19 protein-coding genes are annotated in these 22,749 nt (G+C 61.2%); 10 read left to right on the forward strand and 9 right to left on the reverse strand.

What is annotated here, in order from left to right; genetic code table 11:
* Positions 1–17: 17 nt before the first annotated feature.
* The 6 genes from sdhA to IEX16_RS01635 all read right to left on the reverse strand — a co-directional run bounded on the left by sdhA (position 18) and on the right by IEX16_RS01635 (position 5,494).
* Positions 18–1,811: a succinate dehydrogenase flavoprotein subunit gene (sdhA, locus tag IEX16_RS01610; protein WP_188705915.1), complete on the reverse strand. Its 1,794-nt coding sequence runs from the start codon at positions 1,809–1,811 to the stop codon at positions 18–20.
* Between the two features lie 32 nt (positions 1,812–1,843).
* The gene (gene sdhD / locus IEX16_RS01615) at positions 1,844–2,212 is read right to left on the reverse strand and encodes a succinate dehydrogenase, hydrophobic membrane anchor protein (protein WP_188705917.1); all 369 of its coding nucleotides are present in this window, start codon (positions 2,210–2,212) and stop codon (positions 1,844–1,846) included.
* Positions 2,213–2,235: 23 nt separating this feature from the next.
* Positions 2,236–2,676, reverse strand: coding sequence for a succinate dehydrogenase, cytochrome b556 subunit (sdhC, locus tag IEX16_RS01620; RefSeq protein ID WP_188705919.1), 441 nt, complete (start codon positions 2,674–2,676; stop codon positions 2,236–2,238).
* Positions 2,677–2,838: 162 nt separating this feature from the next.
* Positions 2,839–4,467, reverse strand: a complete 1,629-nt coding sequence (locus IEX16_RS01625; RefSeq protein WP_188705921.1) for a cryptochrome/photolyase family protein — start codon at positions 4,465–4,467, stop codon at positions 2,839–2,841.
* 68 nt (positions 4,468–4,535) lie between these two features.
* Positions 4,536–4,715 carry a DUF2256 domain-containing protein gene (locus tag IEX16_RS01630; protein ID WP_188705923.1) on the reverse strand — a complete coding sequence of 60 codons (180 nt, stop codon included), beginning with the start codon at positions 4,713–4,715 and terminating at the stop codon, positions 4,536–4,538.
* Positions 4,716–4,723: 8 nt separating this feature from the next.
* Entirely contained in the window at positions 4,724–5,494 is a 771-nt protein-coding gene (locus IEX16_RS01635) for a GntR family transcriptional regulator (RefSeq protein WP_188705925.1), read from the reverse strand.
* A gap of 217 nt (positions 5,495–5,711) precedes the next feature.
* On the opposite strand from IEX16_RS01635, the gene IEX16_RS01640 reads away from it, so the two are divergent.
* The 4 genes from IEX16_RS01640 to IEX16_RS01655 all read left to right on the forward strand — a co-directional run bounded on the left by IEX16_RS01640 (position 5,712) and on the right by IEX16_RS01655 (position 11,127).
* Entirely contained in the window at positions 5,712–6,698 is a 987-nt protein-coding gene (locus tag IEX16_RS01640; protein ID WP_188705928.1) for a malate dehydrogenase, read from the forward strand.
* A 96-nt stretch (positions 6,699–6,794) separates the two neighbouring features.
* Positions 6,795–7,790: an HpcH/HpaI aldolase/citrate lyase family protein gene (locus IEX16_RS01645; RefSeq protein ID WP_188705930.1), complete on the forward strand. Its 996-nt coding sequence runs from the start codon at positions 6,795–6,797 to the stop codon at positions 7,788–7,790.
* Between the two features lie 38 nt (positions 7,791–7,828).
* Positions 7,829–8,458: a hypothetical protein gene (locus IEX16_RS01650; protein WP_188705932.1), complete on the forward strand. Its 630-nt coding sequence runs from the start codon at positions 7,829–7,831 to the stop codon at positions 8,456–8,458.
* 53 nt (positions 8,459–8,511) lie between these two features.
* Entirely contained in the window at positions 8,512–11,127 is a 2,616-nt protein-coding gene (locus tag IEX16_RS01655; RefSeq protein ID WP_188705934.1) for a bifunctional aconitate hydratase 2/2-methylisocitrate dehydratase, read from the forward strand.
* A 58-nt stretch (positions 11,128–11,185) separates the two neighbouring features.
* On the opposite strand, the gene IEX16_RS01660 is transcribed toward IEX16_RS01655, so the two are convergent.
* The 3 genes from IEX16_RS01660 to IEX16_RS01670 form a co-directional block, all read right to left on the reverse strand.
* Positions 11,186–11,569 (reverse strand): hypothetical protein, encoded by a 384-nt coding sequence (locus tag IEX16_RS01660; RefSeq protein ID WP_188705935.1) that lies wholly within the window; start codon positions 11,567–11,569, stop codon positions 11,186–11,188.
* A gap of 15 nt (positions 11,570–11,584) precedes the next feature.
* The gene (locus IEX16_RS01665; RefSeq protein WP_188705937.1) at positions 11,585–12,088 is read right to left on the reverse strand and encodes a pyridoxamine 5'-phosphate oxidase family protein; all 504 of its coding nucleotides are present in this window, start codon (positions 12,086–12,088) and stop codon (positions 11,585–11,587) included.
* Between the two features lie 341 nt (positions 12,089–12,429).
* On the reverse strand, positions 12,430–12,648 hold the full coding sequence (locus tag IEX16_RS01670; RefSeq protein WP_308421316.1) for a hypothetical protein: 219 nt from the start codon (positions 12,646–12,648) through the stop codon (positions 12,430–12,432).
* A 26-nt stretch (positions 12,649–12,674) separates the two neighbouring features.
* Here IEX16_RS01670 and IEX16_RS19840 point away from each other — a divergent pair, with 26 nt between their 5' ends.
* From IEX16_RS19840 to pgaB, 6 genes are all read left to right on the forward strand, one after another.
* Positions 12,675–13,070: a hypothetical protein gene (locus IEX16_RS19840; protein WP_229676108.1), complete on the forward strand. Its 396-nt coding sequence runs from the start codon at positions 12,675–12,677 to the stop codon at positions 13,068–13,070.
* A 102-nt stretch (positions 13,071–13,172) separates the two neighbouring features.
* Positions 13,173–14,255 (forward strand): 3-phosphoserine/phosphohydroxythreonine transaminase, encoded by a 1,083-nt coding sequence (serC, locus tag IEX16_RS01675; RefSeq protein WP_188705939.1) that lies wholly within the window; start codon positions 13,173–13,175, stop codon positions 14,253–14,255.
* Entirely contained in the window at positions 14,248–15,456 is a 1,209-nt protein-coding gene (locus tag IEX16_RS01680; protein ID WP_188705941.1) for a phosphoglycerate dehydrogenase, read from the forward strand. The genes serC and IEX16_RS01680 overlap by 8 nt, the downstream gene beginning before the upstream one ends.
* Before the next feature lie 98 nt (positions 15,457–15,554).
* Positions 15,555–18,449: an aconitate hydratase gene (locus tag IEX16_RS01685; RefSeq protein ID WP_188705943.1), complete on the forward strand. Its 2,895-nt coding sequence runs from the start codon at positions 15,555–15,557 to the stop codon at positions 18,447–18,449.
* Positions 18,450–18,524: 75 nt separating this feature from the next.
* Positions 18,525–20,945 (forward strand): poly-beta-1,6 N-acetyl-D-glucosamine export porin PgaA, encoded by a 2,421-nt coding sequence (pgaA, locus tag IEX16_RS01690; RefSeq protein WP_268236578.1) that lies wholly within the window; start codon positions 18,525–18,527, stop codon positions 20,943–20,945.
* Positions 20,945–22,741, forward strand: a complete 1,797-nt coding sequence (gene pgaB, locus IEX16_RS01695; RefSeq protein ID WP_188705947.1) for a poly-beta-1,6-N-acetyl-D-glucosamine N-deacetylase PgaB — start codon at positions 20,945–20,947, stop codon at positions 22,739–22,741. The genes pgaA and pgaB overlap by 1 nt, the downstream gene beginning before the upstream one ends.
* Positions 22,742–22,749: the final 8 nt, after the last annotated feature.

The following is a 22,749-nucleotide window of genomic DNA, read 5'->3' on the forward strand; positions in this document are numbered from 1 at the left end:
GGTTCCCGCTTGTCTTTTTAGAAGGAGCGAACGGTTAGGGGGATGGAGTCCACGGTCAGCGGCTTCATCTGCACCGGCTTGTAGCTCAGGCGGTTGCCTTCGCTGTGCCACAGGGTGTGTTTGTGCCAGTCGGTGTCGTTGCGGCCGTTCGGGTGCTCGGGTGTGTCGCCGTAGTCATCCACCGAATGTGCACCGCGGCTTTCCTTGCGGGCAGCGGCCGACACGATGGTGGCTTGCGCGGCCTCGATCAGGTTCTCCACTTCGAGCGCCTCGATGCGCGCGGTGTTGAAAATCCTGGACTTGTCTTTCAGGCCGATGTTGTTGACACGTTCGCGCAGGGCGGCGATTTTGGTCACGCCTTCGTCCATGATGGCCTGGGTGCGGAACACGCCGGCGTGTTGCTGCATGGCTGCGCGGATGTCATTGGCGACGTCCTGCGCGTATTCGCCGCCGGTTGCGTTGTCCAGGCGCGCAACACGCGCCAGTGTGGCGTCGGCCGCATCGGCCGGCAAAGGTTTGTGCGTGGTGGACTTGTTGAACTCGACGATGTGGTTGCCCGCTGCGCGGCCAAACACCAGCAGGTCCAGCAGCGAGTTGGTGCCCAGGCGATTGGCGCCATGCACGCTGACGCAGGAGCACTCACCCACGGCATACAAACCGTTGACGACTTCACTTTTGTTGTCGGCGTTTTGCGTGACCACCTGGCCGTGGATGTTGGTCGGTATGCCGCCCATCTGGTAGTGGATAGTGGGCACCACGGGAATCGGCTCTTTGGTGATGTCAACGTTGGCAAAGTTGTGGCCAATCTCGAACACCGAAGGCAGGCGTTTCATGATGGTCTCTGCGCCCAGATGCGTCATGTCGAGGTTGATGTAGTCCTTGTTCGGGCCACAACCGCGGCCTTCCTTGATTTCCTGGTCCATGCAGCGTGACACGTAGTCACGAGGCGCCAGATCCTTGTAGGCCGGCGCATAACGCTCCATGAAACGCTCGCCATTGCTGTTGCGCAAAATCGCGCCTTCGCCGCGGCAACCTTCGGTCAGCAGCACGCCAGCGCCGGCCACGCCGGTCGGGTGGAACTGCCAGAACTCCATGTCTTCCAGCGGAATGCCAGCGCGTGCCGCCATGCCCAGGCCGTCGCCGGTGTTGATGAACGCGTTGGTCGATGCGGCAAAGATGCGGCCAGCGCCGCCGGTGGCCAGCAGCGTTGTCTTGGCCTCAAAAATATGCACGTCGCCGGTTTCCATCTCGATGGCGCTGACGCCGACCACGTCGCCGGCGGCATCGCGAATCAGGTCCATCGCGAGCCACTCAACGAAGAAACTGGTTTTTTCCTTGATGTTTTGCTGGTACAGCGTGTGCAGCATGGCGTGGCCGGTGCGGTCGGCGGCGGCACAGGCGCGCTGCACGGCTTTCTCACCGTAGTTGGCTGTGTGGCCGCCAAAGGGGCGCTGATAAATCGTGCCGTCGGGGTTGCGGTCGAATGGCATGCCCATGTGCTCCAGGTCATACACAACCTTGGGTGCTTCGCGGCACATGTACTCAATTGCGTCCTGGTCGCCGAGCCAGTCGGAGCCCTTGACGGTGTCGTAGAAGTGGTAATGCCAGTTGTCTTCGCTCATGTTGCCGAGCGAGGCGCCAATGCCGCCCTGGGCCGCAACGGTGTGCGAACGCGTTGGGAATACCTTGGAGAGCACGGCGACGTTGAGGCCGGCACGCGCCAGCTGCAAGGAGGCGCGCATGCCGGAGCCGCCGGCCCCGACGATCACCACGTCGAATTTGCGTTTGGGAAGCTTGGAAGTAGCAGTCATGTTTTTTGTTCAGTCGTGGGGTCGGAAGCGGCCTAGAAGCGCCAAAGGACCTGAATCGCCCAGCCGGCGCAGGCGACCAGCCAGACGATGGTGGCTACCTGTAGAGTCAGGCGCAGCCAGACCCGAGAGGTGACGTAGTCCATCCAGATGTCGCGCATGCCCACCCAGACGTGGTAAGCCAGCGCGATGATGACGCAGAAGGTCAGCAACTTCATCCACTGCGCCGAGAAAATGCCGGCCCACTGGTCGTAACCGATGGCGCCTTTGCTGAAGATCACCTGGGCCAGAAGCAACATGGTAAAAAGAGCCATCAGGGCTGCAGTCACGCGTTGGGCCAGCCAGTCACGCGTGCCATAGTGCGCACCGACAACGATCCGTTTGGAGCCGTAATTCACAGACATGTGTTGATCTTTCGTTTTTCTTGTTAGTAGAGACCGAACAGCTTGGCGCCCAGCACCAGCGTCAGCGAAATACTCAGGCCTAGCGTGACGAGCGCGGTGTTTTTGCCAAACTCGTTGCTCAGTCGGTGCGTCGCGTCCATATACAAGTGCCGCAAGCCGGCCATGAAGTGGTGCAGGTAGGCCCAGATCAATGCCAGCGCAACCAGCTTCCAGATGAAGCCAGGTAAACCCAGCATGCCGATGTTGAAAGCGGCCTTGAATTTCGCAAACGAAATTTCCGAAGAAATCGAGGCGTCAAACATCCAGATGATGAAAGGCAACAGTATGAACATGATCGCACCGCTGGCGCGGTGCAGAATCGAGACCCAGGCCGCAGGCGTCATGCGGTAGGTGGTGAGGTCTGTGAAGGCGTTGATGTTGCGGAACTCGGGCCGCTTTTTTGCGGTTGTCGCTGATTCGGACATACGTGGCTTTCTGAATTGTTCTTGGCGTTTGGTAACCGCCTTGTAACTTGTGAATTCTGGTAAACCCTCAAATTCTATTGCAACGAAGCATCCTGTTTCGTTTGTGGTGTGGATAACTTATAAGTTTTATCTGATTATCTGGAGTGAACGCTGACATTCCGGCTACAAGTTGTCCAGATCTGCCAGCATTTCGCCTGCGCGCTCGCGCACCTGCGCACGCAGCTCGGGTGTCATGCGCTGCAGGTTTTTGACCATCAGCGCGGTTCGTGGATTGCCTGCGAAGCTGGCTTCGTGCTTGTCCAGGAAGTTCCAGTACAACGTGGTCATCGGACAGGCGTCGTTACCCACCCTTGACTCGGGCTCATATTTGCAACCTGCGCAGTAGTTGCTCATGCGTTTGACATAGGCCCCACTGGCAACATAAGGCTTGGAGGTAAAGCGCCCACCGTTGGCAAACAATGCCATGCCTGCCGTGTTGGGCAGTTCCACCCACTCGACAGCATCAACATACACCGCCAGATACCAGTCACAAACCTGTTGGGGTGACAGCTCGGCCGTGACGCCAAACATGCCGGTCACCATCAGCCGCTGAATGTGATGGGAATAGCCGTTTTTGAGGGTCTGGCCAATACATTGCTTCATGCAGTTCATGTGCGTATCGCCAGTCCAGTACCACTTGGGCAGGGGCTGGGTGTGTCCATAGTGATTGGCCGTTTTCAGCTCGGGCATATCCAGAAAGTAAACACCGCGCATGAACTCGCGCCAGCCCAGCACCTGGCGAATGAATCCCTCGACGCTCGCCAGGTCGAGGCCGTGTTTTTTGTAAGCCGCCTCGGCGGCCAGAACAACTTCCAGGGGATTGAGCAGCTTGAGATTCAAGGAACTGGACAACAGTGAATGCCAGCCAAACTCAAGATGCGTCCACATGGCATCCTCGTGCGGGCCGAACTGCGGCAGGCGTTCGTCGATAAAGCTTTGCAGCGCCTGCAATGCCTGCAGGCGTGTGACGGGCCAGTTGAAATCGTCCAGCTGGCCGGGATGGTCAGCAAAATGGGTGTTGACCAAGTCGATGACATCTTTCGTGATGTCATCCAATTCAAACTTCGGCACAGACGGTAGATTTTTCGGCCCCGCCTTGCCAAAGCTTTTGCGGTTGTCAGCATCAAAATTCCACTGACCGCCTATGGGCGCATCTGGCTTCACATCGTCCATCAGGACCTTGTATTGCTTGCGCAGGGTGCGATAAAAAAACTCCATGCGCAGACTCCTGGACTGGCCCGCCCAGGCGCGGAACTGCGGCAGACCGCACAAGAAGTGTTTGTCCTCGCGCCAGCTCAAACGAGGTGCACTGGCGCTGACTTTAGGCACTGTTTTGGTAGCCTTCAGCGATGTCGCCGTCTGAACCCGGGCGCCAACAGCTATTGATTTGACAGCATTTTCAATCTGCTGCCTGACGCGCATATCGCCAGGCTCAACACCCACGATGGCAAGCGGCTGGTGGGCAGCGATAGCGGCCAGCAAACCTTCGGAAATTGTCTGGTCGCCATCTGTGTCCAATGCGCGGTAGTCCACCAGCCAGCCCCGTTCCCTGAGGCCTTCGGCAAAGTGGCGCATGGCGGACAAAAACAGGGTCGTTCGAATCTTGTGCGACCAGACATGGGTGGACTCTTCAAATGCCTCCACCATCAACACGCGGTCTTGTGCCGGATCAAAATCCTCAAAAGCGCTGGACGCCTCGTCCAGTTGATCGCCCAAAATCAGAACCAGACGACGACACTGTATTTTTTTCATACTGGCCATTCTAATAAATGACTACTTGGTATTATTGGTCTCGGGTCAAACCCATGCGCGCACCTTGGCTAATCCTTATTTGACCCTTGTGCCGGGCTGGCAGGGGAGGCCTTTTTGGCCCGGCAGGCATCAGAGCAATACTTCACTTCCCCCCAGTTTTTGGCCCAGCTTTTGCGCCAGCTCATGTCGCGCCCGCAGGCCACGCAGGGCTTGCTGGGGAGTGCGGACTTGTTGCCTTTGAAACCCATCGCCGCGTTCAGCTCAAGGTGTTGCTGTAGTGATGCGTGTCAGTACGGTAGTAGCCGCGCCGCAGCTCCATGGGGACGTCGTTGTAGGTGTAGGCAATGCGCTCAACGCTAAGCAATGGCGTGCCCTGCGCGACTTTCAGTAGCAGCTCACGCCCATCTGTCGCGGCCTCGGCGCGTATTTTTTCTTCGGCGCGCACCATGCGTACATTGAACTCGGTCTCAAACAGTGCGTACATCGGACCGTGATAGTCGGCGAGCCGTTCGGCAGTCAGGCCCTTGAAGGGCGCGGCGGGTAACCAGAGGTCCTCAAGAATGGTCGGAGTTCCGGCAAAGCTCAGCACGCGCCGGGCTTGCAGCACCGCGTCGCCGGTGCGCAGGCCCAGCAGGCGCGCGATATCGGCGCTTGCGCGCACCCGGCGGCAGTCGATGATGTCGCGCTCCGCCGGGCCTTCGCTGCCCGGCGTGCCGCTGTCGGGCACCAGTTTGAGAAAGCGGAACTGCACATGCTGCTCCGCATGGGTGGCGACAAAAGTGCCCTTGCCCTGGCGGCGCACCACCAGGTTGTCGGCGGCCAGCTCGTCAATCGCCTTGCGCACCGTGCCCTGGCTGACGCGGTAACGCGCGGCCAAGTCCATCTCTGAAGGAATCGCTTCTCCCGGCTTCCACTCGCCCGATTGCAGGCTTTGCAGGATCAGGCCTTTGATTTGCTGGTACAGCGGGCTAAAAGCCGGCGTGGCACCTGCAAAATCATCGGTGGGCGGGTTAGGAAGGGATGCCATGATTTGTGGGGTGGGTCAATGCAATCATATCTTATATAAGACATAAGACAAATTGACGGACGGCGGTTTTCCGGCGTAAAATCCAGGGCTGAGTTGATGCAAAGTGGGCCCCCTTTGTGACGCTGTTCACCGGTTCCCCGGGTGGCCCATCCGGTGCAAAACACTTCACTGACCATCCCTACCCACCGATTCACAACCTTCCTGGAGTTCTTCCATCATGAGCAAAAAACCCGTCCGCGTCGCCGTTACAGGGGCCGCCGGCCAGATCGGCTACGCGCTGCTGTTTCGTATTGCCTCTGGCGAAATGCTGGGCAAGGACCAGCCGGTGATTTTGCAATTGCTCGAAGTGCCAGTTGAAGGCCCGCAAAAAGCGCTCAAGGGCGTGATGATGGAGCTCGACGACTGTGCCTTCCCGCTTCTGGTTGGTATGGAAGCCCACGGCGACCCCATGACCGCCTTCAAGGACGCCGACTACGCCCTGTTGGTCGGTTCGCGTCCGCGTGGCCCGGGCATGGAGCGTGCCGAATTGCTGGCCGTCAACGGCGCCATCTTCACCGCACAGGGCAAGGCGCTGAACGCGGTGGCCAGCCGCAATGTCAAGGTGCTGGTGGTCGGCAACCCGGCCAACACCAATGCCTACATCGCCATGAAAAGCGCGCCGGATCTGCCACGCAAGAACTTCACCGCCATGCTGCGCCTGGACCACAACCGCGCCGCCAGCCAGCTTGCTGCCAAAACCGGCAAGGCCGTGGCCGACATCGAAAAACTCACGGTTTGGGGCAACCATTCGCCAACCATGTATGCCGACTACCGCTTCGCCACCATCAAGGGCGAAAGCGTCGCCAAGATGATCAACGACCAGGAATGGAACGCCAACACCTTCCTGCCCACGGTCGGCAAACGCGGCGCTGCCATTATTGAAGCGCGCGGTTCCTCGTCGGCCGCCTCGGCTGCCAACGCCGCCATTGACCATATGCGCGACTGGGCCCTGGGCACCAATGGCAAATGGGTCACCATGGGCATTCCGTCGGACGGCCAGTACGGCATTCCGAAGGACACCATGTTCGGCTTCCCCGTCACCTGCGAAGGCGGCGAGTACAAGCTGGTCGAAGGCCTGGAGATCGACGCTTTCAGCCAGGAACGCATCAACAAGACGCTGGAAGAGCTGCAGGGCGAACAAGCCGGCATAGCGCATTTGCTCTGAAAAATGCTGTCATCCCGGACTCGATCCGGGATCCATGGCTGCGCATCACGTTTCGCAGTATGGATTGCGGGTCAAGCCCGCAATGACAAAGCCAATATGACACATCCCCGCGACATCCTCCTTGGCGCCCAGGCTGCAGCAGGTTTTTTGCCTGTCTGTGACCACTACAGCGGCGTCGAGGCACGGATGCGCAAAAGCCTGCAACTGCAGGCTGAAATGATCGAAGAATTCGGCGCCTGCGTGTTCGACGTGACGCTGGACTGCGAGGATGGCGCGCCGGTCGGCGGCGAAGCCGAGCATGCGGCACTGGTGGCTTCGCTGGTGGCCCAGGCCGGCGACGGTGCCCGCGTGGCGGTGCGTGTGCATGCGCTCGGCCACCCCGCCTTTGAGGCCGACATCGACACGATTGTCGGCCAGGTCGGGCACCGGATGAGCCACCTGATGGTGCCCAAGGTCGAGTCGGTTGCCGATGTCGACCGTGTGGTGGCCGCGCTGGCCACCGTGTCCTGTGAAGCGTTACCCATCCACGTGCTGCTGGAGTCGCCCGCTGCGGTGCATAGGGCCTTCGACATTGCCGCGCATCCGCGCGTTCAGTCGCTCAGTTTCGGTTTGATGGATTTCGTCTCCAGCCATGGCGGTGCGATCCCGGCCGGTGGCATGAGCAGCCAGGGCCAGTTCACGCACCCGCTGGTGGTGCGCGCCAAGCTGGAAATCGCCGCCGCCTGCCATGCGCACGGCAAGGTCCCCTCGCACTGTGTGGTCACCGAATTCAGCGACACTGCAGCGATGAAAACTGCGGCGCTGAAAGCCGCGCGCGAGCTGGGTTACACCCGCATGTGGAGCATCCACCCGGGCCAGATCCGGCCCATCCTGGAGGCCTTTGCACCGGATCAGGGTGATATTGAAAACGCTACAAAAATAATAGCTGCTGCCTCCCGTGCCGATTGGGCGCCCATCAGTTTCGACGGCCAATTGCACGACCGCGCAAGCTACCGCTATTTCTGGCAGGTGCTGGAGCGCGCCCACCAGACCGGGCGCGTCCTGCCAGCCGAGATGCAAACCTGGTTCAGCTCTGCTAGCGCCACCCTTTGACGTATTCGACCCCACCGGCCCATCCATCCAAGGACCCCATGAAAATTATTCTTGCTACCGCCCTGTTGTTTGCCGCGCCCGCCCTGGTGCTGGCCCAGGCGGCTCCGGCAGCCAAACCTGCTGCCAAGGCCGCTGCCCCGGCGGCCGACGCCAAACCTGCTGCCAAGCCTCGCGCAACGCCAGCCAGGCGCGCGGCGGCGGTCAAGTCTGTCGAAGAAAACACACCCATCGACGACGATCCAAATATCACACTGAGCCCGGAAGACCTCGAAATGGCCAAGCGTGTGCACGTTGGCACATTTCCCTGCGAACTGGGTGCCTCGGTAACCATTATCCCTAGCGACAAGCGCCCTGGCTTCTTCACGGTGCGCAGCGGCCTGATGCGTTTTCGCATGCACCCGGTTGGCAGCCGCACCGGTGCGATCCGCCTGGAAGACGGCCGCGCCGGCGCGATGTGGCTGCAACTGGGCAACAAATCCATGCTGATGAGCCAGAAGATCGGCCAGCGCATCGCCGACGAGTGCATGAGCCCGGACCAGGCCACCTTTGCCGAAGAGCTCAAGCGCAACCCACGCCCCAGCATTCTCGACGCCCCGCCGCCTGCAGCAGCCGGAGCTGGCACGGCTTCTGCTCCACCCGCCACACCCGCAGCGTCGGTCCCGCGCTAAACCAAGCCTGCCCCCCGCCTCGACCGTTTTTTTGAGTACTGGAGAAGAAAACCATGATGACCGAATTCATTGCCACCTATCGCACCCATGCCGCTGAGCGCGCCGCACTCGGCATTCCGCCGCTGCCGTTGTCCGCCCAGCAGACCGGCGAAGTGATCGAGCTGCTGAAAGACCCGCCCCAGGGCGAAGAAAGTTTTCTGGTTGAGCTGATCACCCACCGCGTGCCGGCCGGGGTAGACGCAGCGGCCAAGGTCAAGGCCAGCTATCTGGCAGCAGTCGCACACGGCAGCGAAAAATGCACCCTGATCTCGCGCGAAAAAGCCACGCAACTGCTAGGCACCATGCTGGGCGGCTACAACATCAGCCCACTGGTCGAGTTGCTCGACGACGCTGAAGACAGCGTCGCCACCCAGGCCGCCAGCGGTTTGAAAAACACATTGCTGATGTTTGACCAGTTTCACGACGTCAAGGAAAAGGCCGACAAGGGCAACAAATACGCCAAGGCCGTGCTGCAAAGCTGGGCTGATGCCGAGTGGTTCACCAGCCGCCCGGAAGTGCCGCAGTCCATCATGCTGACCGTCTTCAAGGTGGCGGGCGAGATCAACACCGACGACTTGTCTCCCGCGCCGGACGCCTGGAGCCGCCCTGACATCCCGCTGCACGCACTGGCCATGCACAAAAATGCCCGCCCCGGCGTCACGCCTGAAGAAGACGGCAAACGCGGTCCGGTCAAATTCATCGACACGCTGAAAGCCAAGGGCCATCTGGTGGCCTATGTCGGCGACGTGGTGGGGACTGGTTCTTCGCGCAAATCGGCGACCAACTCGGTGCTGTGGTTCACTGGCCAGGACATTCCTTACGTGCCGAACAAGCGTTTCGGCGGCGTCTGCCTGGGTTCAAAAATCGCGCCGATTTTCTACAACACCATGGAAGACTCCGGCGCGTTGCCGATCGAACTCGACGTGAGCCAGATGGCCATGGGTGATGTGATCGAGCTGCGTCCCTACGACGGCAAAGCACTCAAAGACGGCAAGATCGTCGCCGAATTCAAGCTCAAGAGCGATGTGCTGTTTGACGAAGTGCGCGCCGGCGGCCGTATTCCGCTGATCGTCGGCCGCGGCCTGACGGCCAAGGCACGCTGGGCCCTGGGCCTGCCGGTCTCGACGCTGTTCCGTTTGCCACAGCCACCGGTTGCCAGTGAGCGCGGCTTTACCCTCGCGCAAAAAATGGTTGGCCGCGCGGTCGGCTTGCCAGAAGGCCAGGGCGTGCGCCCCGGTACCTACTGTGAGCCGAAGATGACATCGGTCGGATCGCAAGACACCACCGGCCCGATGACACGCGACGAGCTCAAAGATCTGGCCTGCCTGGGTTTCAGTGCCGACCTGGTGATGCAGTCCTTCTGCCATACCGCCGCTTACCCCAAGCCGGTTGATGTGAAGATGCATCACGAGCTTCCCGAGTTCATGAGCGACCGTGGCGGCATTCCGTTGCGGCCGGGCGACGGCATCATCCACAGCTGGCTCAACCGCATGCTGTTGCCCGACACCGTCGGCACCGGCGGCGACAGCCACACGCGTTTCCCCATCGGCATCAGTTTCCCGGCTGGCTCTGGTCTGGTGGCCTTCGGCGCCGCCACCGGTGTCATGCCGCTGGACATGCCCGAGTCGGTGCTGGTGCGCTTCAAGGGCGAGATGCAATCCGGCATCACATTGCGCGACCTGGTCAATGCGATTCCGCTGTACGCCATCAAGGCGGGCCTGCTGACTGTCGCCAAGCAGGGCAAGATCAACATTTTCTCGGGCCGTGTTCTGGAAATTGAAGGTTTGCCGGACCTGAAGGTTGAGCAGGCGTTTGAACTGAGCGATGCCTCGGCCGAGCGTTCTGCTGGCGGCTGCACGGTGCATTTGAACAAGGAGCCCATCATCGAATACATCACCAGCAACATCACCATGTTGAAGTGGATGATTGCAACTGGCTATTCGGATGTGCGCACCATCAAGCGCCGCATTGCTGCCATGGAAGCCTGGCTGGCCGACCCGCAACTGCTCAAGGGCGACGCCGACGCTGAGTACGCCGCCGTCATCGAGATCGATCTGGCCGACATCCATGAGCCAATCGTCGCCTGCCCGAACGACCCTGACGACGTGAAGACCTTGTCAGATGTGGCTGGCGCGGTGATCGACGAAGTATTCATCGGCAGCTGCATGACCAACATCGGCCACTTCCGCGCGGCTTCCAAGCTGCTCGAAGGCAAGCGCGATATTCCGGTCAAGCTGTGGATGGCACCGCCGACCAAAATGGACGCCAAGCAACTCAGCGAAGAAGGCCACTACGGTGTTCTGGGCTCGGCTGGCGCACGCATGGAGATGCCCGGCTGCAGCCTGTGCATGGGCAACCAGGCGCAAGTCAAAGAGGGTGCCACCGTCTTCTCGACTTCAACCCGCAACTTCCCGAACCGCCTGGGCAAAAACTCTAACGTGTACTTGGGCAGCGCCGAACTCGCCGCCATTTGCGCCAAGCTGGGTCATATCCCGACCAAGCAGGAATACATGGCGGACATGGGTGTTCTGACTGCTGCAAGCGACAGCGTGTACCAGTACCTGAACTTTGACCAAGTCAAGGATTACACCGATATGGCCGATACCGTGAAAGACACGATTCCCGCCTGATTCAGTGCATCAAGCCGGCATGAAAAAAGCCCCGCAACAACAGTTGCGGGGCTTTTTTTTACAGTCCGTCCGGCAGTGGGTCGACGATACGTACTTCCGAGCCGTCGACAAACTTCACGTACCAGAAGTCGGGGGAAGCCGGCAGATTGGGCCGAACATGGCTGACGTTGGCGGAGCAGATGTAGAGCGTGGCCGCACCATCGTCCGGCGGCGGCGCCAGATAGTGGCGCTTGCCGGCCACCATGCCACCTATGCTGCTGACCACGGTACCTATCGACTCCGTCACCGCATTGACCACGGTCCCCTGGCCCAGCATGTGAATAGTGGTCTGGCCGATCAGCCCGGCACGAGATGCCTCAACATAGAGCACCGCCGACGGGTTGATGCGCAGATCGTCAGGCGCCGCCGGGTCGGTCGCCTTGTTGAAAGAAACAAATGGCATGGCTGCTGCCGCGCGTCAGGAAACGCGAAGCTCTTTGTGCTCTGACATGTTCTTCGGCGGCTCGCCGGTGACAGCTGATTTGGCCATCTTGAAGAGCTGCGTGAGCTTGCTGTCCTTGGCATTCCAGTATTCGGCATGGCTGATCCGCACTTCCAGCAGCGCCAGATCAGGGTCGGTTACACCGCCCGGAAACCAGGCTTTGACGATCGGGTTGAACAGCTCGTCCTTTTTGGCCGCGTCGTCTGAAAATTGCGCCGTGCCGGCGATGGACACATAGTTGTCAGCGCCGGTGTCGGCATACGACACGTTCACGTTGCTGTCGCTGCGCAGGCGGGTGGCCATTTCGCTTTTCTGCGAAATAAAAAAGTACAGCATGGAGCTTTCGTCCATGGACTTGTTCTGCGTGGTCAGCGGATGGCCTTGCAGGCTGCCGTCGCTGTGACGGTGTATCAGCATGCCGAATTTGATGTCCTTGATCAGGTCCCATAGGGTCTGCAGGTCAGAAGTGGTGTTGCTCATGCGGATTCCTTAAAAAGCGGTCAGGTTGAAGTCACAAGCCACCTTAAGACTTGCTGCCGCGCCTGCTCATCAGTCGGAGCGCCTGCTACCTGTCAGCGCAGGCCGACAGTGGCCCTCCAGCAATCGCGGCCAGCGTTGCCGTTCTCGGCCTGGGCCTGGGCCTGGGCCTGGGCCTGGGCTCTACAGGCTGTGGTGCTTCAGTTCCGCCATTTTGCTATTAATAACATAGCTGCTTACGCATGTCAGACAAGGGCTGGAGCCCTATTTTGTGCTTGATCTTCAAACACGAACCGCGAAACACACTCAGACCTGCGCGGTGGCCGGCGGGCGGGCAGGCGCGATCAGCCAGGCGATTGCAGGTCGCGCAGCGCTTGCGCCGTCTGCTCATCAGCCGGAAAAAACGTTTCCATGGCCAGCTCCTGAAGCGTTACATCGGTGGGTGTGCCGAAGATGGTGATGGTGCTGATGAAGCTCAATACACCGCCCGGCGTGCTGAAGCGAAAAGGCATGGCGATGCCTGCGTGTTCGCCATCGAGTTGCAGGTCTGTTCCCTCTGGCACGGGGTAGGCGCGCAGCTCCTGCACCCTTGTCGGCCTCCGCCCATTTTTTACGCCGCGTCCTGTGGCTGGACGCCGGCACGGGCCTGGCGACTGGCGCCTTGCAATTGCTGCTACCCGCCTGGCTGGCGGGTTTGCTGGGTCTGCCAGAGGCCTTGCTGGTCGAGTCGGGCTGGGCGATGCTGGCCTTTACAGCGTACATCACCTTTCTGGCGACCCGGCGCCAGATACCGCCAGCGGGGGTCTGGTTGCTGATTGTCGGCAATGCCGCCTGGGCGCTGGGCTGCCTGGCGCTGATTTTTGGTGGAGGGCTCACACCCACGCTGCTTGGCACGGCATTTCTGGCGGTGCAGGCCTTCTGGGTTGGCCTCATGGCCGAGCTGGAGTGGGTGGGGCTGCGCAAGGCCGCTGCCAGCCGCTGGTAGTGCTGCAGGCCCGGCGCAGCGCGACTTTCTTGTATGCTGTGCGGTCTGGCCCCTACTGGGTGCCAGGCCGATTCTCATCATCCCTCCTGGAAAGTTCTCCCCATGACACGCGCCTTGAATTTCAGTGCCGGCCCGGCCACCCTTCCAGAACCCGTGCTGCGGCGCGCTGCCGCCGAAATGCTGGACTGGAATGGGTCCGGCATGTCGGTCATGGAGATGAGCCACCGCGGCAAGGAGTTCATCGCCATCCATGCGCAGGCCGAAGCCGACCTGCGTGAATTGCTGACAATTCCCGCCAACTACAAGGTCCTTTTCCTGCAGGGCGGCGGTCTCGGGCAAAACGCTTGTGTTCCGATGAACCTCCTGCGCGGCCATGCCGGCGCAGACTTCATCAATACCGGCGAGTGGATGAAAAAGACCATCAAGGAAGCCAAAAACTACTGCAAGGTCAATGTGGCCGCCACAGCAGAGGCCGGCGGCTTCACCAGCGTGCCGAAGTTCGACAGCTGGAAGCTCGACCCCAATGCCGCCTACGTCCACATCTGCTTGAACGAAACCATTGGCGGAGTTGAATACCACTGGACGCCGGACACCGGCGCGGTGCCGCTGGTGGCCGACATGTCGTCCAACATCCTGTCGCGTCCCATCGATGTCAGCCGCTACGGCCTGATTTATGCGGGTGCCCAGAAGAACATCGGTCCTTCGGGCTTGACCATCGTGATCGTGCGCGAAGACCTGATCGGCCAGGCCATCCCGCACACGCCGTCTGTCTTTGACTACAAACAACAGGCCGACAACGACTCGATGTACAACACGCCGCCGACCTATGCGATCTACATTGCGGGGCTGGTGTTCAAGCACATCAAGGCGCTCGGTGGCCTCAAGGCCATGGAAGAACACAACCGCATCAAGGCGGCGGTGCTGTACGACTACCTCGACGCGACCAGCTTTTACAGCAACCCCGTGGCGCGCGAAGACCGCTCCCTGATGAACGTGCCCTTCAAGCTCAGGGACGAGTCGCTCGACGAAGCTTTCCTCAAAGGTGCGCAGGGTCGCGGCATGGTGCAACTCAAGGGCCATCGCTCTGTGGGTGGCATGCGCGCCTCGATTTACAACGCCATGTCGGTTGAAGGGGTGCAGGCGCTGGTGGCTTACATGAAAGAGTTTGAGGCCAGCCATGGTTGATGCCGCCGGCCCGGCAGGCCGGCGTTTTGAGATTCTGGTGCTCAACCAGATTTCAGCCAACGGCCTGAAGCGCCTGCCAACCGGGCAATACGCCACCGGCAAGGACTTTGCCAGCCCTGATGCGGTGCTGGTGCGTTCTGCCGACATGCATGGCATGGCGCTGCCCGCCAGCGTGCAGGCCATTGCCCGCGCCGGTGCCGGCATCAACAACATACCAGTCCAGGCCATGAGCGCACGCGGCGTGCCGGTGTTCAATGCGCCCGGAGCCAACGCCAATGCGGTGAAAGAACTGGTGCTGACCGGCATGCTGCTGGCGGCGCGCAATATCGCACCCGCGCTGCGCTTTGTGGGCGGCCTGGACCCTGCCATGGCCGATATGGACAAGGCGGTCGAAGACGGCAAGAAGAACTTTGCCGGCTTTGAGCTGGCGGGCCATACGCTGGGCATTGTGGGCTTGGGCAAGGTGGGCTGCCTGGTGGCTGACGCCGCCATCAAGCTGGGCATGAACGTGCTCGGTTACGACCCGGACATCACGGTCGATGCGGCCTGGAGCCTGCCGGCGCAGGTCAAAAAAGCGGCCAGCGTCGCGGAGGTGCTGAAAAACGCCGACTTTGTGACGCTGCATGTGCCTCTGGTGGCGGCCACGCGCGACCTGGTCAATGCCGACAACCTCAAGCTGATGCGCCCCGGTGCGGTGCTGCTCAATTTCTCGCGCGAGGGCGTGGTCAGCGAGGCGGCGGTGCTGGCCGCGCTTGATGGCAAAAAGCTGGGCTTTTATATCTGTGACTTTCCTTCGGCAGCGATCAACCGCCACCCCGGCGTGGTGGCCTTGCCGCACCTCGGTGCGTCCACCCGCGAAGCCGAGGAAAACTGCGCGATCATGGTGGTCGATCAGCTGCGCGACTACATGGAGCACGGCAATGTCGTTAACGCGGTGAATTTCCCGGCGGTGAGCATGGCCCGCGAATCCGCCTACCGCGTGGCGATTGCCAATGCCAATGTGCCGAATATGCTGGGGCAGATATCCACTGCCATGGCCCAAGCGGGCTTGAACATCCACAACATGGTGAACAAATCGCGCGGCGACATGGCCTATACGCTGGTCGATGTGGAAAGCCCGGTTGGTGCTGCGGTGCTGGAGCATCTGCGGGCGATTGAGGGCGTGCTGGCGGTGCGGTATTTGCCGGATTCCGCCGTTTAGCCCCTTGTCCCGATGCTTAGGCTGCCAAGTCCTACAGACATTGCGGACAAGACTTGTAGGATGACAATCAAGTAAACCCACAAGATCAGGAGTTCGCCATGGCCCACGAGTTCGCCAGCACCCTCAAAACCTTCACCACGGCGTCTGGCAAGACCGGCAAATTCCACTCCCTGCCGACGCTGGCCCGACAATTCCCCAAAATTGCCCGGCTGCCGGTGTCCATGCGCATCGTGCTCGAGTCGGTGCTGCGCAACTGTGACGGCAAAAAGGTCACGGCCGAACACGTGCGGCAACTGGCCAACTGGTTTCCCAATGCCGACCGTACTGAAGAAATCCCCTTCGTGGTTTCTCGCGTGGTGTTGCAGGATTTCACCGGTGTTCCGTTGCTGGCCGACCTGGCCGCGATGCGCAGTGTGGCGATCAAGCTGGGCAAGGATCCCAAATGCATCGAACCGCTGGTACCCGTCGATCTGGTGGTGGACCACTCCATCATGGTCGACCACTACGGCAAAAAGAATTCCCTCGACCTGAACATGAAGCTCGAGTTCCAACGCAACAACGAGCGCTACCAGTTCATGAAATGGGGCATGCAGGCCTTTGATACCTTCGGCGTGGTGCCGCCCGGCTTTGGAATTGTCCACCAGGTTAACTTGGAATATTTAGCCCGTGGTGTGCATAGACGTGCCGATGGTGTGTATTACCCCGACACGCTGGTTGGCACCGACAGCCACACCACCATGATCAACGGCATTGGCGTGGTCGGATGGGGCGTGGGCGGTATTGAGGCCGAGGCCGCCATGCTGGGCCAACCGGTCTACATGCTGACCCCCGACGTGGTGGGCTTTGAGCTGACCGGCCGACTGCGCGAAGGTGTCACTGCGACCGACCTGGTGCTGCGCGTGACAGAAGCCTTGCGCAAGGAAAAAGTCGTCGGCAAGTTTGTCGAATTTTTTGGTGAAGGCACACGCACCCTGGCCCTGCCGGACCGGGCCACGATTGCCAACATGGCGCCTGAATATGGCGCCACCATGGGTTTCTTTCCTGTGGATGAAAAAACAATAGCCTATTTCACCGGCACCGGCCGCACCAAGGGTGAGATCGAGGCCTTTGAAGCCTACTTCCGCGCGCAGGGCCTGTTTGGTGTGCCGCTGCCCGGTCAGATTGACTTTTCGCAAGTAGTCAGGCTCGATTTGGGCGATGTCACGCCCAGCCTGGCTGGCCCGAAGCGGCCACAGGACCGGATTGAGCTGGGCAGTGTGGCCAGCCAGTTTGCCGCGCTGTTCAGCAAGCCGATTGCCGAGAACGGGTTTAACCAGCCAGCCAGTGTTCTGGCCACCCGGCATCTGCTGCGCCACACCGACGACCGCAGCTTGGACGCCCTGCCGTCCGCTATGCCAACGCCACCAGGCGCGCCGCGCATGGTGGTCGAGATGGAGGGCAGCCGTCCGACCATGGCCTCGGCTGTGAGTGCCCATGCGGAGCAGGCTACGCCGGTGTCCAAAACCGCAGGCATCAGCATAGGCAATGGCGATGTGCTGATTGCGGCGATCACCAGCTGCACCAACACGTCCAACCCCAGCGTGCTGCTTGCTGCTGGCCTGCTGGCCAAAAAAGCGGTGGAGGCGGGCTTGAAAGTGCAGCCGCACATCAAGACTTCACTGGCGCCGGGCTCGCGCATCGTGACCGAGTACCTGACACAGGCTGGTTTGCTGCCGTATCTGGAAAAGCTGGGCTTTGCGCTGGCTGGCTATGGCTGTACCACCTGTATCGGCAACGCCGGCGACCTGACGCCGGAGATCAACGAGGCCATCAACCAGAGCGACCTGGTGTGCGCCGCCGTGTTGTCCGGCAACCGCAACTTTGAGGCACGCATCCACCCCAATCTGAAAGCCAACTTTCTGGCCAGCCCGCCGCTGGTGGTGGCCTACGCGATTGCCGGCACTGTGATGCGCGACCTGATGACCGAGCCGGTGGGTAAAGGCAAGGGCGGCAAAGACGTGTACCTGGGCGACATCTGGCCGACCAGCGACGAGATCTACAAACTCATGAAGTACGCCATGAATGCCAAGGCCTTTCGTGAGAACTACGCCAAGGTCAAAAGTGAGCCCGGCAAGCTGTGGGAAAAGATCAAGGGGGTGGAAGGCACGGCCTACACTTGGCCGACCAGCACCTACATCGCCGAGCCGCCGTTCTTCAAGGATTTTGCTATGGAAAACATAGCTGCTTCCGCACAGTTGGCAGGATCCAAGGCCACCAAAGATGCTGTATCTGTGAAAGGTGCACGCATCATGGCGCTGTTTGGCGACTCCATTACTACAGACCATATCTCGCCGGCTGGCTCTATCAAGGGCAGCTCACCCGCGGGGCGATGGTTACTGGCGCACGGCGTGCAAAAAGCCGACTTCAACAGCTATGGCGCGCGCCGTGGCAACCACGAGGTGATGATGCGCGGCACCTTTGCCAATGTACGTATCAAGAACCTGATGATCCCCGCCGGCGACGATGGGTCGCGTGAGGAGGGCGGTGTCACGCTGTTTCAGCCCGGCGCTGAAAAGATGTTCATTTACGACGCCGCGATGGCGTACATGGAGCAAGGCACACCCACGGTGATTTTTGCCGGCGAGGAATACGGCACCGGCTCATCCCGTGACTGGGCCGCTAAAGGCACACAGCTTCTGGGCATCAAGGCGGTGGTGGCGAGAAGCTTTGAGCGTATCCACCGCAGCAACCTGGTCGGCATGGGCGTGCTGCCCCTGCAGTTCAAAGCCGGCGACTCCTGGCAAACACTGGGATTGAGTGGAAATGAAGTGATTGGTGTCCTGCCGGACCCCGACCTCAAACCGCAAAGTGAAGCCACCCTTGTGATCACCCGCGCCGATGGTGCGCAGCAAAAGCTGCAGGTGATCCTGCGCATCGACACGCCGATCGAGGTGGACTACTACCGCCACGGCGGCATTCTGCCGTTTGTTCTCAGGCAGCTGTTGGCGGCCTGAGTTTTGCACCAACCCCTGCTTCTGTTCTTGCTCCGGGATTGCCTTGTAAAAGCTGCCTCGTTCAGTCTGTTTCTCGTGGCACCTTTGGTATTTGCGCAGAGCGCAGTGGGTACGAATTCCGCCCTGGATGGCCGACGCGAACAAGCGGTGCAAATTGCCCGTCAGGGGCGATTCGCCGAGGCGATAGAGGCCCTTCGCGCACTGGCCACTGGCACTGCCGATCCCCGCGTGGCCTATGACCTCGCCACAGTGCAGCAGTGGTCAGGGCTGCCGCAGGAGGCGTTGCATACTTTTGCAGCCATCGGACTCCCGGCTGGTTCCCTCGCCCAATCTTCCGTCCCCGACTACGTGCTTTTCGCGGTGGCGCAGGCCCAGCGCGACCTGAAGCAGTTCGAAGCGGCAGAGCAAACTGCCCGTGCCTTGCTGGCACGCCAGCAAGGCAGCGCGGACGCCACGGTGTTGCTGGCCCTCATCCTCGCCGACCAGCGGCGGGGTGCCGAAGCCAGGGCTGTGCTGGGCCCCCTGCTGATGACCAGCCAGCCGGCTTCGTTGCGGGGCTGGTTGGCGCTCGGTTACATAGCGCGGCAGACCAACGACCCTTTCACTGCCCTGCGCGCCTATAGCGAGGTGTTGCGCTTGGAGCCTGGGCAGCACGATGCGCAGGCCGCCATGGCTGCTGTTCTGCGTGACTTGGGCGCACCGTTCGGTGCAGCGGGCTACAGCGCAGACCCTGGTTCCATATCGCTGTCCGTTCGCGCGCAGCAGGCTGCCTTGATGCTGCGCTGGTCCGCCACCGTCACGCCGCCACCCGGCAGTGCCCGCTTTGCCGCCACCGACCGGGCGTTGACCCAACTGGAAGCCTTGATTGAGGAGGCGCTAGGGGCGGGTGCTAGCGCGAGTGAGGTGCTGGCGACCTTGCGCCGTGACCATGTCCTTGCGCTGCGCCAGCGTGAGCGCTGGGCTGACGCACTGGTGGCAGTTGACGCCCTGGCAGCCGACAACATAGCGCTGCCCGCCTATGTGCGGCAGGCACAGGCTGACTCGTTACTGGCGCTGCGCAGGCCTGCCGAGGCGCGGCGCATTTACACGCAGTTGATTGCGGGCCAGCCGCGCAGCCCGGTCAATCGGGAGGCCTATATTGGCCGCTTTTATGCGGAGGTGGAAGACGAAGATTTTGAGGCCGCATTTGCCACGGTGGATACGCTGGCTGCGCAGGGCAGTGCCTGGCGCGTCAATCCAGGCACTGGCCGTGTTGAGGAAAACAACGATTGGCTATCGTCTCAAATTCTTGCGGGGCAGGCTCGAAATTATGGCGATGTGCCTGGCCAGGCTTGGGCGCGTTTGTCACCCTTGGCTGGCGCTGCCCCTGCGCTGGGCTATTTAAGGTCGGCCCTGGCCGGTGTGGCGGCATCTCGGGGCTGGCAGCGCCGGGCTGAAACCGAGATTAAGCTGGCGGCGAGCCTGGCGCCCGAAGACCGGGGCGTTCGTGTGGGCCTGGCAGACTCGGCACTGCGAAGGCGCGATGCGTCTGCGGCGCGCCGTATCAGCGCCGACCTGCTTGCACAGTCGCCAGGTGACAGCGCCGTGCAGCGGCTCGCCCGCGACATTGCGCTCAACGACAAGGCAGAGTGGCGCGTAGACGTCGCAGGTAGTCGCGAACTGGGCGACGCTTCGTCTTCACCGGGTGGGGGCCTGACGGCGGGGTCCCGCCTGCGCTCAGGTCCGTTGAGGGAACTTTGGCGCGCCCAGGTGGCGCTTGAGCGCAGCACGTCCAAACCAGCAGAAGGTCGGATCGTGCGCGACCGCCTGGGCGCAGGTGCTGTGTACCAGGGGCCTGATCTTGACGTCGAACTCATGGGCTGGACAAACTCGGGCGCTCTTCGCGGCACAGGGGCGAGCGTCGACGCCGCCTGGCAGCTCTCTGATCAATGGTCTGTTTATGTTGACGCAGAACGCTTTGCGCGAGACACACCACTGCGGGCGCTGTTTTATGGCATTTCCGCCGACGCGGCCGGGGCCGGTGTTCAGTACCGCTGGCATGAATCGCGCTCGCTGCTGCTGAGTGCACGGACACTGCACTTCAGCGATGGCAATCGCCGGACTGCCCAACGGCTTGCGTTTTCCCAGCGGGTGTTTGACGCACCGCATTTCAAGCTCACTGCACGCCCTGAATACTTTGCGTCGCAAAACAGCCGGACGGCAGCACCCTATTTCAATCCGGTCAATGACCAGGCGCTGACGCTAACACTGGAAGCCGAGCACATGATTTACCGCCGCTACGACCGCAGCTGGGTGCAACGTGTCCGTGCTTCGGTGGGGCGTTATGCGCAGGCCGGTTTTGCAACCGGCAGCATGGGACTGGTCGCTTATGAGCAGGTTTATGACCTCGACCCAAGCCTTCAACTGCGCTGGGGCATTGAAACCGACAGGCGCGTGTATGACGGCAAGGCCGAACGAAAAATCAGTTGGTTTGCAGGTGCGACGAGGCGATTTTGATGACGACGGCTTTTCTGCTCCCCCTAAAGCGCTTTTTGCTACTGGCCCTGTGCGTCTTGCCATGGCTTTTACCAACGGCCCGCGCCCAGACGCCCGCCGCCGATGGGCTGCATTTCACCGCGATAGCGCTGCATGATGCGGCCGACACCCCGCATGCGATGGCCGACGATGCAATCAACTCCGACAGGCTGGTGGCTTTTTTCGAATGGCTGCGCGGTAACGGATTTACAGCCGTTTCGCTGAGCGACATAGAGGTGGCCAGGCGTGGCGGCCGTCCGTTGCCGCCGCGCGCTGTCTTGCTGACTTTTGACGACGGTTACGCCAGCCTGTACAGCCGGGTCTTTCCTCTGGCGTTGGCCTACCGGGTTCCGGTGGTCGCCGCGCTGGCCGGGTCTTGGCTGGAGGGTGACATGGGTGGACAGGTCCGCCATGGTGACCAGAAGGTGCCGCGCAATCGTTTTATTTCGTGGACCCAGGCGCGCGAGATGCAGTCTTCTGGTCTGATTGAGTTTGCCTCGCAGGGCTACGACATTCACCACAACGTGCGTGGAAATCCCCAGGGCAGTCTCATGCCCGCTGCCACGACCCGAATTTATGCAGATGACACCGGCTATGAGGCAGAGACTGCGCAGCGCGCCAGGCTGCGTGCCGATCTTATGCTTTCCAGGCAGCAAATGGTGCGTGAACTCGGGCAGGCGCCACGCGCCATCGCCTGGCCGTTTGGTCGGTATTCAAGCATGGCGGTGGAGGTCGCTCGCGATGTTGGCTTTTCCTGGGCCCTGACGCTGGATGCGGGACCGTCCACAGCGCGCATGCCCATGACGGTGGCGCGCCATTCGCCCAGCGCCGACCCCTCGCTGGACACTCTGGCTGCCATGGTCAGCAACAACATCAGTTTTCCCTCGGCACAGCGCTGGGTGTGTCTGGATCCGGCATTACTGTGGACGGGCGACGCAGCCACAACGGACGAACGCCTCGGTCGCGCCATTGAACGTTATCGGACACTTGGGGTGACCGGCGTGGTCATCAATGCGGCGACGATCGGCACCGACGGAGGTTTGGCGCAGGCCTGGTTTCCGAATCGAGAACTGCCGCTGCAGGCCGATGTACTGTCGCGCATGGTGTGGCAGTTGCAAACGCGCGCTGGCGTCGAGGTGCAGGTCAGGCTGCCTTCGACGCGCGCTCTGGCCACGCTAGGCAGCGCAGAGCGCGTACTACGTTTGTTTGAAGACCTGGGCGCTTATGTGCCCCTGAGCGGGTTGTTCGTGGACGATGCGCTGGTTATGGCCCCTGCGCTCCTGCCGCTGCATGTCGGACAGGCCTGGAATGCGCGCGCTGCCAGGGACACACTCGACCCCAACCGGCTGACGGCCAACGATGCGCTCGCGATGCAGTCTTTCAGGGCGGTACAGCGTGCGCGGCCGTGGCTGCAGCTTGCCATCAACTCGGGCGACGCTTCTGCCGCCACTGATGCCAACAGTCTGCCGCCCGAGCCCAATCCGCTGGCCGACATCACGTGGGCAAGAGCTGACCTGCCTGCAAGCCCTGTGGTGTCGCATGCCAGGTCCTATGCGGCCATGGCGCCTGATGCGGTTGGGCGCATGCGCCGCAGCGGCGTGTGGCTTTCGGGCCCCGGCACTATCGATGCCAATGTATTGACCGCTTCGGCGCTCGCCCTGCAACGCGCGGGCCGCAGTGTGTTGGGCTGGTGCCCCGACGACCCGGTTGCTGACCTTCCGAATGCGAAGCGCGCTGCCCCCGGCATTTCCTCTGCAACCTTTCCTGTCAAGTTTTGAGGGGAATA

Origin of the sequence: Polaromonas eurypsychrophila (assembly GCF_014641715.1) — a bacterium.
GTDB classification, from domain to species: domain Bacteria; phylum Pseudomonadota; class Gammaproteobacteria; order Burkholderiales; family Burkholderiaceae_C; genus Polaromonas; species Polaromonas eurypsychrophila.

Coding starts and splice junctions, on each gene's coding strand:
- sdhA (WP_188705915.1), bottom strand. CDS start 1,811: ATGACTGCTACTTCCAAGCTTCCCAAACGCAAATTCGACGTGGTGATC.
- sdhD (WP_188705917.1), bottom strand. CDS start 2,212: ATGTCTGTGAATTACGGCTCCAAACGGATCGTTGTCGGTGCGCACTAT.
- sdhC (WP_188705919.1), bottom strand. CDS start 2,676: ATGTCCGAATCAGCGACAACCGCAAAAAAGCGGCCCGAGTTCCGCAAC.
- IEX16_RS01625 (WP_188705921.1), bottom strand. CDS start 4,467: ATGAAAAAAATACAGTGTCGTCGTCTGGTTCTGATTTTGGGCGATCAA.
- IEX16_RS01630 (WP_188705923.1), bottom strand. CDS start 4,715: ATGGGTTTCAAAGGCAACAAGTCCGCACTCCCCAGCAAGCCCTGCGTG.
- IEX16_RS01635 (WP_188705925.1), bottom strand. CDS start 5,494: ATGGCATCCCTTCCTAACCCGCCCACCGATGATTTTGCAGGTGCCACG.
- IEX16_RS01640 (WP_188705928.1), top strand. CDS start 5,712: ATGAGCAAAAAACCCGTCCGCGTCGCCGTTACAGGGGCCGCCGGCCAG.
- IEX16_RS01645 (WP_188705930.1), top strand. CDS start 6,795: ATGACACATCCCCGCGACATCCTCCTTGGCGCCCAGGCTGCAGCAGGT.
- IEX16_RS01650 (WP_188705932.1), top strand. CDS start 7,829: ATGAAAATTATTCTTGCTACCGCCCTGTTGTTTGCCGCGCCCGCCCTG.
- IEX16_RS01655 (WP_188705934.1), top strand. CDS start 8,512: ATGATGACCGAATTCATTGCCACCTATCGCACCCATGCCGCTGAGCGC.
- IEX16_RS01660 (WP_188705935.1), bottom strand. CDS start 11,569: ATGCCATTTGTTTCTTTCAACAAGGCGACCGACCCGGCGGCGCCTGAC.
- IEX16_RS01665 (WP_188705937.1), bottom strand. CDS start 12,088: ATGAGCAACACCACTTCTGACCTGCAGACCCTATGGGACCTGATCAAG.
- serC (WP_188705939.1), top strand. CDS start 13,173: ATGACACGCGCCTTGAATTTCAGTGCCGGCCCGGCCACCCTTCCAGAA.
- IEX16_RS01680 (WP_188705941.1), top strand. CDS start 14,248: ATGGTTGATGCCGCCGGCCCGGCAGGCCGGCGTTTTGAGATTCTGGTG.
- IEX16_RS01685 (WP_188705943.1), top strand. CDS start 15,555: ATGGCCCACGAGTTCGCCAGCACCCTCAAAACCTTCACCACGGCGTCT.
- pgaB (WP_188705947.1), top strand. CDS start 20,945: ATGACGACGGCTTTTCTGCTCCCCCTAAAGCGCTTTTTGCTACTGGCC.